A 13557-nucleotide genomic window follows, 5' to 3' on the forward strand; every position below is an offset into this window, starting at 1 on the left:
TAGAGATGCTGTATGAATAAAAAACACACGAAAATCCTAGTTCACAATGAAACTAGTCAATCGTCTTTACGAAGACCCAGTCCAAGTTCTTCTAGTTTCGCTTTCACTTCTTCAAGAGATTTACGTCCAAGGTTACGAACTTTCATCATATCCTCTTCTGTCTTGTTAGCAAGCTCTTGAACAGTGTTAATACCCGCACGCTTCAAACAGTTGTAAGAACGAACAGAAAGATCAAGCTCTTCAATTGTCATTTCAAGCACTTTTTCTTTTTGGTCTTCTTCTTTCTCAACCATGATTTCAGCATGCTGAGCTTCGTCAGTTAACCCAACGAAAATATTCAGGTGTTCAGTTAAAATCTTAGAACCTAGAGCGATCGCTTCTTTCGGTCCTGTGCTTCCATCAGTCCATACATCTAGTGTTAATTTATCATAGTTTGTGATTTGCCCAACACGGGTGTTCTCCACTTGATAAGTCACACGAGATACAGGTGTATAGATTGAGTCGATCGGAATAACACCGATTGGCTGATCGTCTCTTTTGTTTGCATCAGCAGGATTATACCCGCGACCTCTTTGTGCAGTTAAGCGAACACGGAAGCTCGCATTCTTGCCAAGAGTTGCGATGTGGAGATCTGGATTTAAGATTTCAATATCGCTGTCGTGTGTAATATCAGCAGCTGTTACAGTACCTTCATCTTGTACATCAATTTCAAGCGTCTTCTCTTCTTCAGAGTAGATTTTGAGTGCAAGCTTTTTAATGTTTAAGATAATCGTTGTAACATCTTCAACCACGCCTTCGATCGTTGAGAATTCGTGTAAGACACCATCTATCTGGATCGATGTTACAGCTGCACCAGGAAGTGAGGATAAAAGGATACGACGAAGGGAGTTCCCTAAAGTGGTACCATATCCACGCTCAAGTGGCTCTACGACAAACTTGCCATACTTGGCATCGTCGCTGATTTCAACCGTTTCGATTTTTGGTTTTTCAATTTCGATCATCTAATAAAACCCTCCTTCAAAACGTCGAAACCTCGAATAGAATCATATGAGATTCCATCCGAAATTCCTCATTGTTTAGTCCCGTATGTGCTCAGGCAACGAGTCGTGTATTCGTCTCATAAATAACTGTATCATAACCCATTATTGACAGGGACACAAAATCTATACAAACAAATTACACGCGGCGACGTTTTGGTGGACGGCATCCGTTATGAGGAACTGGAGTTACGTCTCTGATTGCAGTAACTTCAAGACCTGCAGCTTGAAGTGCACGAATTGCAGCTTCACGACCAGAACCAGGACCTTTAACAGTTACTTCAAGTGTTTTAAGACCATGTTCGATAGAACCTTTAGCAGCAGTTTCAGCAGCCATTTGTGCAGCGAAAGGAGTAGATTTACGAGAACCTCTGAATCCTAATGCACCAGCACTTGACCAAGAAATTGCGTTTCCATGAACATCAGTAATCGTTACAATCGTGTTGTTGAAAGTGGAACGGATATGAGCGATTCCAGCTTCAATATTCTTTTTCACGCGACGTTTACGCGTATTTTGTTTACGAGCAGCAGCCATTCTTTAACTACCTCCTTTACTTATTTTTTCTTGTTAGCTACAGTACGACGCGGACCTTTACGAGTACGCGCGTTGTTTTTTGTGTTTTGTCCACGAACAGGAAGTCCTCTACGATGACGGATTCCGCGGTAGCTTCCGATTTCAATTAGACGCTTAATGTTAAGTGAAACTTCACGACGAAGGTCACCTTCTACTTTAAGTTTGTCAATGATATCACGGATTTTACCAAGTTCGTCTTCAGTTAGATCGCGAACGCGAGTGTCTTCAGAAACACCTGCTTCTTTAAGGACTTGTTGCGCAGTCGTACGACCAATTCCAAAAACATATGTTAAAGAAATGACAACACGTTTATCACGTGGAATATCTACACCAGCAATACGAGCCATGATTTGGGCACCTCCTTGTTATTAGCCTTGTTTTTGTTTATGTTTTGGGTTTTCACAGATCACCATTACTTTTCCTTTTCTGCGAATCACTTTACATTTTTCACAGATAGGTTTAACAGATGGTCTCACTTTCATGTGTTTCCAACCTCCTTCTTCCGGAGTTGCTTTATTTGTAACGGTACGTAATTCTACCACGAGTTAAGTCATATGGAGATAATTCTACCGTAACTTTGTCTCCAGGTAAAATGCGAATGAAGTGCATACGGATTTTTCCTGATACATGAGCCAAAACTGTATGACCATTCTCTAGTTCAACTTTGAACATTGCATTTGGCAAAGTTTCTGCTACAGTACCTTCCACTTCAATTACATCGTCTTTCGCCATTCAAGTGTTCTCCCTTCTTCAAATCAGTAACTTGCTCTCTGACAAATGTCCAAATGAGATCATCTCAATTGTCCATCTATCACCCGACCTGTTTTGAATATACTGTTCTGAACTTCCGGAGATACGCAACCATAAAAGGTTATATGATTGATATTTTTTCTTAGGAGAATGAAATTTACGCTTTTCTCCGTCTGCGATTAGTACATGGCAGCCACCGAACATGCCGATGACACCTGTATACTGATCTTGTTCTTTCCTTTGGACTATACAGACAACCTGCCCGATTTGGGCCTGAAAGGCTTCAGTGAAGACCTAAATCTTAGTCAGTATATCAAAACCTGTATCTGTAATCGCAATCGTATGCTCAAAGTGAGCACACTTTTTCCCATCAACCGTTACAACCGTCCAGTTATCAGCCAATGTTTTCACATATCGGCTGCCTGCGTTCACCATCGGTTCGATGGCCAACACCATTCCAGGTTTTAGCCGCGGGCCTTTGTTGGGCGGACCATAATGAGGAATTTGAGGGTCCTCATGAAGATCCTGTCCGACCCCATGTCCAACATATTCTCTAACAACTGAGAAATTCTCGTTTTCTACATACGTTTGTATGGCATGGGAAATGTTCGACAGACGTTCGCCTGGCTTTGCTTCCTGTAAGCCTTTATATAGAGATTCCTCTGTGACTTCCAGTAGTTTGCGGTCTTCATCACTGATTACCCCAACTGGATAAGTCCAAGCAGAGTCACCATGATAGCCATTTAACTTTGCGCCAATATCGATACTAATGATGTCGCCATCACGTAAAACCCGTTTACCAGGAATACCGTGAACGAGTTCTTCATTCACCGAAACGCAAATGCTCCCGCGAAAACCATTATACCCTTTAAAAGATGGGATTGCACCCTGCTTTGTAATAAAACGTTCGGCAATTTGATCCAATTCTTTTGTCGAAATACCTGGTTTTATGTGTTTCTTCAGCTCTTCATGAGTCAGTGCGACAATGCGTCCAGCTTCTCTCATAATCTCAAGCTCGCGAGGAGTTTTACAGATAATCATTTATTTAATCCCCCAAGCAGGTTCTTGATATCTGCATATACATCGTTAATGTGCTTCGCACCATCAATGTTTGCAAGATATCCTTTTTCTGAATAGAAGTTCAGTAAAGGTTCAGTCTGCTTTAAGTTTACTTCAAGTCTAGTCGAAACGGTTTCTGCATTATCATCTGCACGTTGATAAAGTTCGCCTCCACACTTATCGCAAACATTTTCTTTCGCAGGTGGATTGAATACTAAATGATATGTCGCTCCGCAATTTTTGCAAATTCTTCGGCCAGTCAGACGCTCCATCAAAGCATCTTTATCGACTTTAATATTAATGACATAATCAATCGTTCTGCCAAGGTCCTTTAGAATTTCTTCTAAAGCTTCAGCCTGAGCGACTGTTCGCGGAAATCCGTCCAGAAGAAAACCTTGTTCACAATCATTTTTGCCAAGTCTTTCTCTAACAATACCGATTGTGACCTCATCAGGAACAAGCTCTCCTTTATCGATAAAGGATTTTGCTTCGAGCCCAAGTTGTGTCTCCTCTTTCATAGCAGCGCGGAACATATCTCCTGTTGAGATATGAGGGATCCCATAATCATCAACAATTCGTTCTGCCTGAGTGCCTTTACCAGCACCCGGAAGCCCCATTAAGACTAAGTTCATTTCGGATTTCCCCTTCCTTACTTAGAGAGGTTGGGCAGAAGCCCAGCCCTCTGTTTTATTTCATAAATCCACGGTAGTTTCGTTTCACTAATTGGCTTTCAAGCTGTTTCATTGTTTCAAGTGCAACACCTACAACAATGAGAAGACTTGTGCCGCCAATTTGTGCAGCGGAAGGTAATCCAGCGAATTGAATGAAAAAGATAGGAAGTATTGAAATCACGGCTAAGAAAATGGCGCCCACAAACGTGAGTCGGTACAAAATGCTCGTAATTCTATCTTGAGTCATTTTCCCTGGACGAACTCCCGGGATATAGCCACCCTGCTTTTGCAGATTTTCAGCCATTTGTTCAGGATTCACTTGGACAAAGGCATAAAAATATGTGAAAGCAACAATCAGTGCTACATAAATCGTCATACCGATTGGCTTAGTATAGTCAAAGTTGTTGGTTATCCAAGTTGTCACATTATTGGTTCCGAAGAACGATGCAACCGTCTGCGGAGTAATAATGAAAGAAACGGCAAAGATGACTGGAATCACCCCTGCTGGATTCACTTTCAATGGAAGGTGCGTTGCTTGACTAGCAGACATTTGTGCACGGCCAGTTCCTTTTGAATATTGAATCGCAATCTTTCTCACTGCCATTTGAATGTAAATAACACCGATAACAATGACAAGGATAGCAATAACAATAAGGGCAATTTTCAGGATTTGCATGAACAGCTGTCCATCTCCACCCACAAATTGCTGAGCGTACACTTGTTTTAATGTTTGAGGGATACCTGCGATGATACCGGCAAAGATAATAATCGAAATACCGTTACCAACACCGTGAGCAGTAATCTGCTCTCCTAGCCACATTAAAAATGCTGTTCCCGCAGTGAGTACGACCGCAATTAAGAGGTACGTTGAAACACCTGGGTTTTCAATCAGCATGCCTCCTGCCATATTGTTGAATCCATATGACATTCCTAACGCCTGGATAAAACCTAGAACAATTGTAAAATACCTTGTGAATTGTGCTAATTTTCGGCGGCCAACCTCTCCTTGCTTTGACCACTCAGTGAACTTCGGAACAACATCCATCTGCAAGAGCTGAATGATGATCGAAGCAGTGATATACGGCATAATCCCCATTGCAAGAATGGAGAATTGGAAAAGTGCCCCGCCCCCAAACGTGTTGAGGATCCCGAAAACACTCATTTGATCCTGTGCCTGGAGAACTTCGGCGTTCACATTAGGCACAGGGATGAAAGCACCTATACGAAAGACGATTAACATTAAAAGAGTGAATATAATCTTATTCCGTATATCTTTCACGCGCATAAAATTGGAGATTGTCTTAAACAAGTTAGATCACCTCGGCTGTACCGCCAGCAGCTTCAATAGCTTCTTTCGCAGAAGCAGAGAATTTATTGGCTTTTACAGTTAATTTTTTTTCTAATTTACCGTTGCCAAGAATTTTTACTCCTGCTTTTAACTTGCTTATTGCACCAGTCTCTAGAAGAAGTTCAGGAGTTACTTCCGTTCCTTCGTCAAAACTGTTTAATCTGTCTAAGTTGATAACCGCGTAATCTTTACGGTTGATGTTTGTAAAACCACGTTTTGGAAGACGTTGGAATAAAGGCATTTGACCACCTTCGAAACCAGGGCGTACACCGCCGCCAGAACGAGCGTTTTGACCTTTATGACCTTTACCAGAAGTTTTACCGTTACCTGATCCAATACCACGACCAACACGGTTGCGTACTTTACGTGAACCTTCTGAAGGCTTCAATTCATGAAGTTTCATTTGGGCACCTCCTTATCGATTAAAAATGTTTTATTGTTCTTTAACAGAAACTAAATGAGACACCTTGTTAATCATGCCGCGGATCGCTGCATTGTCTTCATGTACGACTGTTTGGTTTGTTTTCTTAAGACCAAGAGTACGAACAGTGACACGCTGATCTTCTGGGCGACCGATTACACTGCGTTTGAGGGTAATTTCTAATTTATTTGCCATTAATGTTCCCTCCTTATCCTAACAGGTCTTCTACAGATTTTCCACGAAGCTTCGCAACGTCTTCAGCACGTTTAAGTTCACTTAAACCCTGAAGTGTTGCGCGGATCATGTTGATCGGTGTATTAGAACCTAGAGATTTAGAAAGGATATCAGCTAGACCAGCAAGCTCAAGAACCGCACGCACTGGGCCTCCAGCGATAACTCCTGTACCTTCTGAAGCAGGCTTCAATAGAACGTTTCCTGCACCGAATCGACCGATGATTTCATGTGGAATTGTAGTTCCAACCATTGGTACTTCAATTAAATTCTTTTTCGCATCTTCAACAGCTTTGCGGATCGCTTCTGGTACTTCTTGTGCTTTACCAGTACCGAAACCTACATGACCGTTTTTGTCACCGACAACAACTAAAGCTGCAAAACGGAAACGACGTCCACCTTTAACAACTTTCGCTACGCGGTTAACCGTAACTAAGCGTTCTTCTAACTCTAATTTGCTTTGGTCAATACGACTCATTCGGATGTGTCCCTCCTTCTTTTATTAAAATTTAAGTCCAGCCTCACGAGCAGCTTCAGCTAGAGCTTTTACACGTCCATGATATAAGTATCCTCCGCGGTCAAATACCACGTTAGAGATTCCTTTTTCAACAGCACGTTTTGCAACAAGTTCGCCAACTTTAGTAGCAGCTGCAGCGTCAGAACTATTCTCGATCTTTAACTCTTTATCAAGAGTAGAAGCACTTACAAGTGTTACACCGTTAACATCATCAATTACTTGAGCGTAGATGTTCTTGTTAGAACGGAAAACGTTAAGGCGAGGTCTTTCAGCAGTACCTGAAAGTTTCGCACGAACACGAGCGTGTCTTTTAAGACGAGTAGCGTTTTTGCTAGTTTTCGTAATCATCCGAGTCACTCCTTTCTTCACATTAAGCGATCTTACTTACCAGTTTTTCCTTCTTTACGGCGAACGAATTCACCTTCGTAACGAATTCCTTTACCTTTGTAAGGCTCTGGAGAACGGACAGCGCGGATGTTAGAAGCTAGAGCTCCCACACGCTCTTTATCGATACCTTTAATGACTACTTTCGTTTGAGATGGAACTTCGACTTCAACTCCAGCCTCAGGAACGATTTCAACTGGATGAGAGTATCCAACGTTAAGAACAAGTTTGTTTCCAGATTTAGCTGCACGGTAACCGACACCGATAAGTTCTAAACCTCTTTCGAAACCTTTAGATACACCTTCAACCATGTTTGCAATTAAGCTACGTGTTGTACCATGTAAAGCACGGTGTTCTTTATGATCAGACGGACGGCTTACAGTTAAGACGCTGTCCTCAATTTTAATTTCCATATCAGGGTGAAATGTACGAGTTAGTTCACCTTTTGGTCCCTTTACTGTCACTGTGTTATCGTTGTTTGTCACAGTAACTCCTGAAGGGATCTCGATTAGTTTTTTACCTATACGAGACATACCAAGCACCTCCATTCATCTTAAACTTTTTTTACCATACGTAAGCAAGTACTTCTCCACCAGCTTGTTTAGCACGGGCTTCTTTGTCCGATAAAACACCTTGTGATGTAGAAATAATTGCGATTCCAAGTCCGTTAAGTACACGTGGTACTTCATTTGATTTCGCATATACACGTAAACCAGGTTTACTGATTCTTTTTAGACCAGTGATAACACGCTCGTTGTTTTGGCCATATTTAAGGAACATACGGATAATTCCTTGTTTGCTGTCTTCAACATATTCAACGTCACGGATAAAACCTTCACGCTTTAAGATTTCAGCAATTTCTCTTTTGATTTTTGAAGCCGGTACTTCTAGCTTCTCATGACGTACCATGTTCGCATTGCGAATACGAGTCAGCAAATCTGCAATCGGATCTGTCATAACCATTATTTAATAACCTCCTTCCCATTTATGGGGATTACCAGCTGGCTTTTTTAACGCCAGGAATTTGTCCTTTATATGCAAGTTCGCGGAAACAAATACGGCAAAGTTTAAACTTGCGAATTACTGAATGTGGACGTCCACAACGTTCGCAGCGCGTATACTCTTGAACTTTAAACTTTTGTTTGCGTTGTTGTTTCGCAATCATAGACTTTTTAGCCACGATTTCGCCTCCCTTTCATTGATTATTTCTGGAACGGCATACCTACTTGAGTTAATAACTCACGTGCTTCTTCGTCCGTATTGGCAGTCGTAACGATAACGATATCCATACCGCGGACTTTTGTTACTTTATCGTAATCAATTTCTGGGAAGATTAACTGTTCTTTAATACCAAGCGTGTAGTTTCCACGACCGTCGAAAGATTTCTTAGAAATCCCGCGGAAGTCACGTACACGTGGTAAAGATACAGAAATAAGTTTATCAAGGAAATCGTACATGCGCTCTCCGCGAAGTGTTACTTTCGCACCGATTGGCATTCCTTCACGTAGACGGAATCCAGCAATAGACTTCTTCGCACGAGTAACGACAGGTTTTTGACCAGCGATAAACGTTAATTCTTCAACAGCAGTATCGATTGCTTTAGCGTTTTGAACAGCGTCACCAACACCCATGTTGATCACGATTTTTTCGATTTTTGGCACTTGCATTACTGATTTGTATTCAAACTTAGAAACTAATGCAGGTGTAATTTCTTTTACATACTTTTCTTTAAGGCGGTTCATGAGAAAGACCTCCCTTCCTTATTTACTATTTATCTAGAACTTGCCCAGATTTTTTCGCTACACGGACTTTCTTTCCGTCCTCAACTTTATACCCAACACGTGTCACTTCACCCGTTTTAGGATCAAGCGGCATTACGTTTGATACGTGGATCGGCGCTTCTTGTTCAGAAATTCCGCCCTGAGGGTTAGCTTGGGTTGGTTTAGAGTGTTTTTTCACAAGGTTAATACCTTCTACTAAAACACGGTCATTCTTAGGGAAAGCAGCAAGGATGACTCCTTGTTTACCTTTATCTTTACCAGAGATAACCACTACTTTATCGCCCTTTTTAACATGCATTTAATCGCACCTCCTTGAGTCGCGGATTGTATTCATTAAAGTACTTCTGGTGCTAGAGAAACAATTTTCATATAGTTGTTTTCACGAAGTTCACGTGCTACTGGTCCGAAGATACGAGTTCCACGCGGGCTCTTGTCGTCACGGATAATGACACATGCATTTTCATCGAAACTGATGTAAGATCCATCGTTTCTGCGAGCTCCGCTCTTTGTACGAACGATAACTGCTTTCACAACTTCACCTTTTTTGACAACGCCTCCTGGTGTTGCTTGTTTAACCGTACAAACAATGACATCACCGATGTTAGCCGTCTTACGTCCAGAGCCACCAAGAACTTTAATCGTTAGTACTTCGCGTGCGCCAGAGTTGTCAGCTACTTTTAAACGAGTCTCCTGTTGAATCATTAATGTTACCTCCTTTCGGAAAAAGAAATCCGAACTTTATTAGATAATAACGGCTTCTTCGACAACTTCAACTAGACGAAAGCGTTTAGTCGCAGATAAAGGACGAGTTTCCATGACCTTTACGATGTCTCCGATTTTTGCTTGGTTGTTTTCATCATGTGCTTTGAACTTCTTAGAGTATCTTACACGTTTGCCATAAAGTGAATGCTTTTTGTATGTTTCAACTACAACAGTGATGGTTTTATCCATTTTGTCAGAAACAACACGACCTTGATACACTTTACGTTGGTTACGTTCGCTCATGTTTGCGGGGCCTCCCCTCTAATTATTATTTATTAGCAGCGATTTCTCTTTGACGAATCACAGTTTTCATGCGTGCGATTGATTTACGCACTTCACGAATGCGAGCAGTGTTTTCAAGCTGCCCAGTCGCTAATTGGAAACGAAGATTGAAAAGTTCTTCTTTAAGAGACTTTACTTTTTGTTCAATTTCAGCAGTGGTAAGGTCACGAATTTCATTAGCTTTCATTTGATTCACCACCAATTTCTTCACGTTTTACGAACTTCGTTTTAATTGGCAATTTGTGAGATGCAAGACGAAGAGCTTCACGAGCAACTTCTTCAGACACACCAGAAATTTCAAATAAAACTTTGCCCGGTTTTACTACAGCTACCCATCCTTCTGGAGCACCTTTACCGGAACCCATGCGGACTTCTAGAGGTTTAGCTGTGTATGGCTTAGAAGGGAAAATTTTAATCCAAACTTTACCGCCACGTTTCATGTAACGAGTCATAGCAATACGAGCAGCTTCGATTTGACGGTTCGTGATCCAAGAAGCTTCAAGAGCTTGGATACCGTACTCACCGAAATGTACTTCAGTGCCACCTTTTGCACGACCACGCATTTTCCCACGATGTTCTCTGCGATACTTCACGCGTTTTGGCAATAACATATTATTTTCCTCCTTCCGCAGTATTCTTCTTAGTTGGAAGGACTTCTCCACGATAGATCCATACTTTTACGCCAAGCTTACCATAAGTAGTGTCAGCTTCAGCAGTAGCATAGTCGATGTCAGCACGAAGTGTGTGCAACGGAACAGTACCTTCACTGTAATATTCAGAACGAGCAATATCTGCACCGCCAAGACGACCAGAAACCATTGTTTTGATTCCTTGTGCTCCAGCACGCATTGTGCGTTGGATTGTTTGTTTTTGTGCACGACGGAATGAAATACGATTTTCAAGTTGACGAGCGATGTTTTCAGCAACTAGCTGAGCATCAAGATCTGCTCTCTTGATTTCAAGAATGTTGATGTGTACACGTTTGCCAGTTAGGCTGTTAAGAGCTTTACGAAGTGCTTCAACTTCAGATCCGCCTTTACCAATTACCATACCTGGTTTAGCCGTGTGGATTGTGATATTTACGCGGTTTGCAGCACGTTCGATTTCTACTTTAGAAACAGACGCGTCAGACAAACGCTTGCTGATGAATTCACGGATTTTCAAGTCTTCATGTAAGAAGTCAGCGTAATCTTTTCCTGCGAACCATTTAGATTCCCAATCACGAATGACGCCAATACGAAGACCTACTGGATTTACCTTTTGACCCACGGATTATCCCTCCTTCTTTTCTGATACAACGATTGTAATGTGGCTAGTACGTTTGTTAATTGCGCTCGCACGACCCATAGCACGTGGACGGAATCTCTTAAGTGTTGGACCTTCGTCAACGAATGCTTGAGTAATCACTAGGCTGTTAGCGTCCAACTCGTAGTTGTGCTCAGCGTTTGCGATAGCAGATTTTAATACTTTTTCAATAATTGGTGAAGCAGCCTTAGGTGTAAGGTTTAAGATAGAAACTGCTTCTCCTACTTGCTTACCTCGGATCAGGTCCATTACTAGACGTGCTTTACGAGGAGCAATACGGACTGTTCTTGCGACAGCTTTAGCTTGCATTTAAAAGCCTCCTCTCATTAGCGTCTTGTTTTTTTATCGTCACTAGCATGACCTTTGTAAGTACGGCTTGGTGCGAATTCGCCCAATTTGTGACCTACCATATCTTCAGAAATGAAAACAGGTACATGTTTGCGTCCGTCATAGACAGCGATTGTGTGACCGATGAATTGTGGGAAAATTGTAGAACGACGAGACCAAGTTTTTACGACTTGCTTTTTGTCAGTTTCATTCAATTTCTCGACTTTAGCCATCAAATGATCATCAACAAATGGTCCTTTTTTTAAGCTGCGAGCCATTGTGGAACCTCCCTTCGTGATTGAACTACGGTCCTAAATGAACCGTAGACAACCCCGTTACTTGTTTTTACGACGACGTACAATGAATTTATCAGACTTGTTGGTTTTCTTACGAGTCTTGAATCCAAGAGTCGGTTTACCCCATGGAGACATTGGTGATTTACGTCCGATTGGAGCGCGTCCTTCACCACCACCGTGTGGGTGATCGTTAGGGTTCATTACAGAACCACGAACTGTTGGGCGTACGCCTTTCCAGCGAGAACGTCCAGCTTTACCGATGTTAATTAATTCGTGTTGCTCGTTTCCAACTTGACCGATAGTCGCACGGCAAGCAGAAAGAATCATGCGAACTTCTCCTGAGTTCAAACGTACAAGAACGTATTTACCTTCTTTACCAAGAACTTGAGCAGAAGTACCAGCAGAACGAACTAATTGTCCACCTTTACCTGGTTTTAATTCAATGTTATGCACAACTGTACCAACTGGGATGTTGATAAGTGGAAGAGCATTACCTGGTTTGATGTCAGCTTCTGGTCCAGAAGTAACTTCAGTACCAACTTGGATTCCTTTCGGAGCAAGAATGTAACGTTTCTCACCATCTGCATAGTTTACAAGAGCGATGTTCGCTGAACGGTTTGGATCATACTCGATTGTAGCAACGCGTCCAGGTATACCGTCTTTATCACGCTTAAAGTCGATGATACGGTATTGACGTTTATGACCGCCACCTTGATGACGAACAGTCAATCTACCTTGGTTGTTACGTCCGCCTTTTCTGTGAAGCGGTGCAAGCAACGATTTTTCTGGTTTGTCAGTCGTGATTTCAGCAAAATCTGAAGTAGTCATGCCACGACGACCATTACTGGTTGGTTTATACTTTTTAATCGCCATTTTGAATTTCCCTCCTTCTTTTTAAGATTTACGCTTCAAAAATTTCGATTTCTTTGCTGTCAGCAGTTAATTTCACGATCGCTTTTCTGCGACGGCTAGTCATACCAGTGTAGCGTCCAACGCGTTTAGATTTTCCTTTGTAGTTTTGAACGTTGACTTTCTCAACTTTCACTCCAAAGATTTCTTCAACAGCGTCTTTCACTTCTGTTTTGTTAGCTCTGACATCAACTTCGAACGTGTACTTCTTCTCTGTCATTAGATCAGCAGAACGTTCAGTAATGATAGGGCGCTTTAGAACATCACGAGGATCTTTCATTATGCAAGTCCCTCCTCTACTTTTTCAACCGCTGCTTTAGTGATCAGAAGTTTGTCGTGGTTGACAACGTCAAGAACGTTGATACCGTTAGCTTCAACAACTGTTACTCCAGGGATGTTACGAGCAGATAAAGCAACTGTTTCGTTTGCATCCGCAGTGACGATCAACGCTTTCTTCTCAACAGATAATCCTTTAAGGATGCCTGCGAATTCTTTCGTTTTCACTGCATCAAGAGTCAAATCTTCAAGAACGATGATGTTGTTGTCGATTACTTTAGAAGACAATACTGACTTGATAGCCAAGCGGCGAACTTTTTTAGGTAATTTATATGAATAACTGCGTGGTGTTGGACCGAATACGATACCGCCTCCGCGCCATTGTGGTGAACGAATAGAACCTTGACGAGCACGACCTGTACCCTTCTGTCTCCAAGGCTTACGACCTCCGCCACGTACTTCAGAACGAGTTTTTACTTTATGAGTTCCTTGACGTAAGGAAGCTCTTTGCATAAGAATAGCATCGAATACTACGCTTTCGTTTGGCTCGATTCCAAACACAGAAGCGTTTAATTCGATTTCACCGTTAGTAGAACCGTTTTGGTTAAATAATGCTACTTTTGGCAT

27 protein-coding genes and 1 pseudogene are annotated in these 13557 nt (G+C 41.9%); all 28 read right to left on the minus strand.

Features of this window, described 5'->3' with window-relative positions:
- Window positions 1–56: 56 nt before the first annotated feature.
- Complete coding sequence (locus tag ACSSTM_RS10920; protein WP_003217009.1) at window positions 57–1001, minus strand: DNA-directed RNA polymerase subunit alpha; 945 nt, start codon at window positions 999–1001, stop codon at window positions 57–59.
- A gap of 175 nt (window positions 1002–1176) precedes the next feature.
- Window positions 1177–1572, minus strand: a complete 396-nt coding sequence (gene rpsK / locus ACSSTM_RS10925; RefSeq protein WP_003217231.1) for a 30S ribosomal protein S11 — start codon at window positions 1570–1572, stop codon at window positions 1177–1179.
- A 20-nt stretch (window positions 1573–1592) separates the two neighbouring features.
- Complete coding sequence (gene rpsM / locus ACSSTM_RS10930; protein ID WP_003217023.1) at window positions 1593–1958, minus strand: 30S ribosomal protein S13; 366 nt, start codon at window positions 1956–1958, stop codon at window positions 1593–1595.
- Window positions 1959–1979: 21 nt separating this feature from the next.
- Window positions 1980–2093 (minus strand): 50S ribosomal protein L36, encoded by a 114-nt coding sequence (rpmJ, locus tag ACSSTM_RS10935; protein WP_003156543.1) that lies wholly within the window; start codon window positions 2091–2093, stop codon window positions 1980–1982.
- Between the two features lie 31 nt (window positions 2094–2124).
- Window positions 2125–2343, minus strand: coding sequence for a translation initiation factor IF-1 (gene infA, locus ACSSTM_RS10940; RefSeq protein WP_003217190.1), 219 nt, complete (start codon window positions 2341–2343; stop codon window positions 2125–2127).
- Window positions 2321–2628, minus strand: a pseudogene (locus tag ACSSTM_RS10945) (KOW domain-containing RNA-binding protein). Before ACSSTM_RS10945 ends, infA begins: the two are co-directional and overlap by 23 nt.
- Window positions 2629–2655: 27 nt before the next feature.
- Window positions 2656–3402, minus strand: a complete 747-nt coding sequence (gene map, locus ACSSTM_RS10950) for a type I methionyl aminopeptidase (protein WP_003217210.1) — start codon at window positions 3400–3402, stop codon at window positions 2656–2658.
- On the minus strand, window positions 3399–4052 hold the full coding sequence (locus tag ACSSTM_RS10955) for an adenylate kinase (RefSeq protein ID WP_034665602.1): 654 nt from the start codon (window positions 4050–4052) through the stop codon (window positions 3399–3401). Before ACSSTM_RS10955 ends, map begins: the two co-directional genes overlap by 4 nt.
- 55 nt (window positions 4053–4107) lie before the next feature.
- Complete coding sequence (gene secY / locus ACSSTM_RS10960) at window positions 4108–5400, minus strand: preprotein translocase subunit SecY (RefSeq protein WP_012008710.1); 1293 nt, start codon at window positions 5398–5400, stop codon at window positions 4108–4110.
- A 1-nt stretch (window position 5401) separates the two neighbouring features.
- Window positions 5402–5842, minus strand: a complete 441-nt coding sequence (rplO, locus tag ACSSTM_RS10965; protein WP_003216888.1) for a 50S ribosomal protein L15 — start codon at window positions 5840–5842, stop codon at window positions 5402–5404.
- A gap of 30 nt (window positions 5843–5872) precedes the next feature.
- Window positions 5873–6055, minus strand: a complete 183-nt coding sequence (gene rpmD, locus ACSSTM_RS10970) for a 50S ribosomal protein L30 (RefSeq protein WP_003217067.1) — start codon at window positions 6053–6055, stop codon at window positions 5873–5875.
- A 13-nt stretch (window positions 6056–6068) separates the two neighbouring features.
- Window positions 6069–6569, minus strand: coding sequence for a 30S ribosomal protein S5 (rpsE, locus tag ACSSTM_RS10975; protein ID WP_003217179.1), 501 nt, complete (start codon window positions 6567–6569; stop codon window positions 6069–6071).
- Window positions 6570–6593: 24 nt separating this feature from the next.
- A complete protein-coding gene (gene rplR, locus ACSSTM_RS10980) occupies window positions 6594–6956 on the minus strand; it encodes a 50S ribosomal protein L18 (RefSeq protein WP_003216951.1) in 363 nt (120 codons plus the stop codon).
- A gap of 32 nt (window positions 6957–6988) precedes the next feature.
- Window positions 6989–7525, minus strand: a complete 537-nt coding sequence (rplF, locus tag ACSSTM_RS10985; protein ID WP_003217186.1) for a 50S ribosomal protein L6 — start codon at window positions 7523–7525, stop codon at window positions 6989–6991.
- Between the two features lie 31 nt (window positions 7526–7556).
- Window positions 7557–7955, minus strand: a complete 399-nt coding sequence (gene rpsH, locus ACSSTM_RS10990; RefSeq protein WP_003217040.1) for a 30S ribosomal protein S8 — start codon at window positions 7953–7955, stop codon at window positions 7557–7559.
- Between the two features lie 31 nt (window positions 7956–7986).
- Window positions 7987–8172, minus strand: a complete 186-nt coding sequence (gene rpsN / locus ACSSTM_RS10995; protein WP_008356542.1) for a 30S ribosomal protein S14 — start codon at window positions 8170–8172, stop codon at window positions 7987–7989.
- Window positions 8173–8194: 22 nt separating this feature from the next.
- The gene (gene rplE, locus ACSSTM_RS11000; protein WP_003217159.1) at window positions 8195–8734 is read right to left on the minus strand and encodes a 50S ribosomal protein L5; all 540 of its coding nucleotides are present in this window, start codon (window positions 8732–8734) and stop codon (window positions 8195–8197) included.
- Between the two features lie 25 nt (window positions 8735–8759).
- Window positions 8760–9071: a 50S ribosomal protein L24 gene (gene rplX / locus ACSSTM_RS11005; RefSeq protein ID WP_003217151.1), complete on the minus strand. Its 312-nt coding sequence runs from the start codon at window positions 9069–9071 to the stop codon at window positions 8760–8762.
- 35 nt (window positions 9072–9106) lie between these two features.
- Window positions 9107–9475, minus strand: a complete 369-nt coding sequence (gene rplN, locus ACSSTM_RS11010; RefSeq protein WP_003216882.1) for a 50S ribosomal protein L14 — start codon at window positions 9473–9475, stop codon at window positions 9107–9109.
- 39 nt (window positions 9476–9514) lie between these two features.
- The gene (gene rpsQ / locus ACSSTM_RS11015) at window positions 9515–9778 is read right to left on the minus strand and encodes a 30S ribosomal protein S17 (RefSeq protein WP_003216906.1); all 264 of its coding nucleotides are present in this window, start codon (window positions 9776–9778) and stop codon (window positions 9515–9517) included.
- A gap of 25 nt (window positions 9779–9803) precedes the next feature.
- Complete coding sequence (rpmC, locus tag ACSSTM_RS11020; RefSeq protein WP_003217155.1) at window positions 9804–10004, minus strand: 50S ribosomal protein L29; 201 nt, start codon at window positions 10002–10004, stop codon at window positions 9804–9806.
- The gene (gene rplP, locus ACSSTM_RS11025; protein ID WP_003156478.1) at window positions 9994–10428 is read right to left on the minus strand and encodes a 50S ribosomal protein L16; all 435 of its coding nucleotides are present in this window, start codon (window positions 10426–10428) and stop codon (window positions 9994–9996) included. The genes rpmC and rplP overlap by 11 nt, the downstream gene beginning before the upstream one ends.
- A 1-nt stretch (window position 10429) precedes the next feature.
- Window positions 10430–11086, minus strand: a complete 657-nt coding sequence (gene rpsC / locus ACSSTM_RS11030) for a 30S ribosomal protein S3 (RefSeq protein WP_003217241.1) — start codon at window positions 11084–11086, stop codon at window positions 10430–10432.
- 3 nt (window positions 11087–11089) lie between these two features.
- Complete coding sequence (gene rplV / locus ACSSTM_RS11035; protein ID WP_007496316.1) at window positions 11090–11431, minus strand: 50S ribosomal protein L22; 342 nt, start codon at window positions 11429–11431, stop codon at window positions 11090–11092.
- A 17-nt stretch (window positions 11432–11448) separates the two neighbouring features.
- Window positions 11449–11727 (minus strand): 30S ribosomal protein S19, encoded by a 279-nt coding sequence (rpsS, locus tag ACSSTM_RS11040; protein WP_003216920.1) that lies wholly within the window; start codon window positions 11725–11727, stop codon window positions 11449–11451.
- A gap of 57 nt (window positions 11728–11784) precedes the next feature.
- Window positions 11785–12618 carry a 50S ribosomal protein L2 gene (rplB, locus tag ACSSTM_RS11045; protein WP_007496314.1) on the minus strand — a complete coding sequence of 278 codons (834 nt, stop codon included), beginning with the start codon at window positions 12616–12618 and terminating at the stop codon, window positions 11785–11787.
- A 28-nt stretch (window positions 12619–12646) separates the two neighbouring features.
- On the minus strand, window positions 12647–12934 hold the full coding sequence (rplW, locus tag ACSSTM_RS11050; protein WP_003217016.1) for a 50S ribosomal protein L23: 288 nt from the start codon (window positions 12932–12934) through the stop codon (window positions 12647–12649).
- Window positions 12934–13557, minus strand: coding sequence for a 50S ribosomal protein L4 (rplD, locus tag ACSSTM_RS11055; RefSeq protein WP_007496312.1), 624 nt, complete (start codon window positions 13555–13557; stop codon window positions 12934–12936). Before rplD ends, rplW begins: the two co-directional genes overlap by 1 nt.

Source organism: Bacillus sp. RK1064, from assembly GCF_051488405.1.
Classification (GTDB): Bacteria; Bacillota; Bacilli; order Bacillales; family Bacillaceae; genus Bacillus.

Bases quoted from the DNA above. Each gene is read 5' to 3' on its own strand.
- rplD (WP_007496312.1), bottom strand. From the start codon at position 13,557: ATGCCAAAAGTAGCATTATTTAACCAAAACGGTTCTACTAACGGTGAA.
- rplE (WP_003217159.1), bottom strand. From the start codon at position 8,734: ATGAACCGCCTTAAAGAAAAGTATGTAAAAGAAATTACACCTGCATTA.
- rplV (WP_007496316.1), bottom strand. From the start codon at position 11,431: ATGCAAGCTAAAGCTGTCGCAAGAACAGTCCGTATTGCTCCTCGTAAA.
- rplX (WP_003217151.1), bottom strand. From the start codon at position 9,071: ATGCATGTTAAAAAGGGCGATAAAGTAGTGGTTATCTCTGGTAAAGAT.
- rpsK (WP_003217231.1), bottom strand. From the start codon at position 1,572: ATGGCTGCTGCTCGTAAACAAAATACGCGTAAACGTCGCGTGAAAAAG.
- rpsH (WP_003217040.1), bottom strand. From the start codon at position 7,955: ATGGTTATGACAGATCCGATTGCAGATTTGCTGACTCGTATTCGCAAT.
- rplP (WP_003156478.1), bottom strand. From the start codon at position 10,428: ATGTTATTGCCAAAACGCGTGAAGTATCGCAGAGAACATCGTGGGAAA.
- rplO (WP_003216888.1), bottom strand. From the start codon at position 5,842: ATGAAACTTCATGAATTGAAGCCTTCAGAAGGTTCACGTAAAGTACGC.
- rplF (WP_003217186.1), bottom strand. From the start codon at position 7,525: ATGTCTCGTATAGGTAAAAAACTAATCGAGATCCCTTCAGGAGTTACT.
- rplR (WP_003216951.1), bottom strand. From the start codon at position 6,956: ATGATTACGAAAACTAGCAAAAACGCTACTCGTCTTAAAAGACACGCT.
- ACSSTM_RS10920 (WP_003217009.1), bottom strand. From the start codon at position 1,001: ATGATCGAAATTGAAAAACCAAAAATCGAAACGGTTGAAATCAGCGAC.
- rplN (WP_003216882.1), bottom strand. From the start codon at position 9,475: ATGATTCAACAGGAGACTCGTTTAAAAGTAGCTGACAACTCTGGCGCA.
- rpmC (WP_003217155.1), bottom strand. From the start codon at position 10,004: ATGAAAGCTAATGAAATTCGTGACCTTACCACTGCTGAAATTGAACAA.
- rpmJ (WP_003156543.1), bottom strand. From the start codon at position 2,093: ATGAAAGTGAGACCATCTGTTAAACCTATCTGTGAAAAATGTAAAGTG.
- rpsS (WP_003216920.1), bottom strand. From the start codon at position 11,727: ATGGCTCGCAGCTTAAAAAAAGGACCATTTGTTGATGATCATTTGATG.
- rpmD (WP_003217067.1), bottom strand. From the start codon at position 6,055: ATGGCAAATAAATTAGAAATTACCCTCAAACGCAGTGTAATCGGTCGC.
- infA (WP_003217190.1), bottom strand. From the start codon at position 2,343: ATGGCGAAAGACGATGTAATTGAAGTGGAAGGTACTGTAGCAGAAACT.
- rplW (WP_003217016.1), bottom strand. From the start codon at position 12,934: ATGAAAGATCCTCGTGATGTTCTAAAGCGCCCTATCATTACTGAACGT.
- rpsM (WP_003217023.1), bottom strand. From the start codon at position 1,958: ATGGCTCGTATTGCTGGTGTAGATATTCCACGTGATAAACGTGTTGTC.
- map (WP_003217210.1), bottom strand. From the start codon at position 3,402: ATGATTATCTGTAAAACTCCTCGCGAGCTTGAGATTATGAGAGAAGCT.
- rplB (WP_007496314.1), bottom strand. From the start codon at position 12,618: ATGGCGATTAAAAAGTATAAACCAACCAGTAATGGTCGTCGTGGCATG.
- rpsQ (WP_003216906.1), bottom strand. From the start codon at position 9,778: ATGAGCGAACGTAACCAACGTAAAGTGTATCAAGGTCGTGTTGTTTCT.
- ACSSTM_RS10955 (WP_034665602.1), bottom strand. From the start codon at position 4,052: ATGAACTTAGTCTTAATGGGGCTTCCGGGTGCTGGTAAAGGCACTCAG.
- rpsE (WP_003217179.1), bottom strand. From the start codon at position 6,569: ATGAGTCGTATTGACCAAAGCAAATTAGAGTTAGAAGAACGCTTAGTT.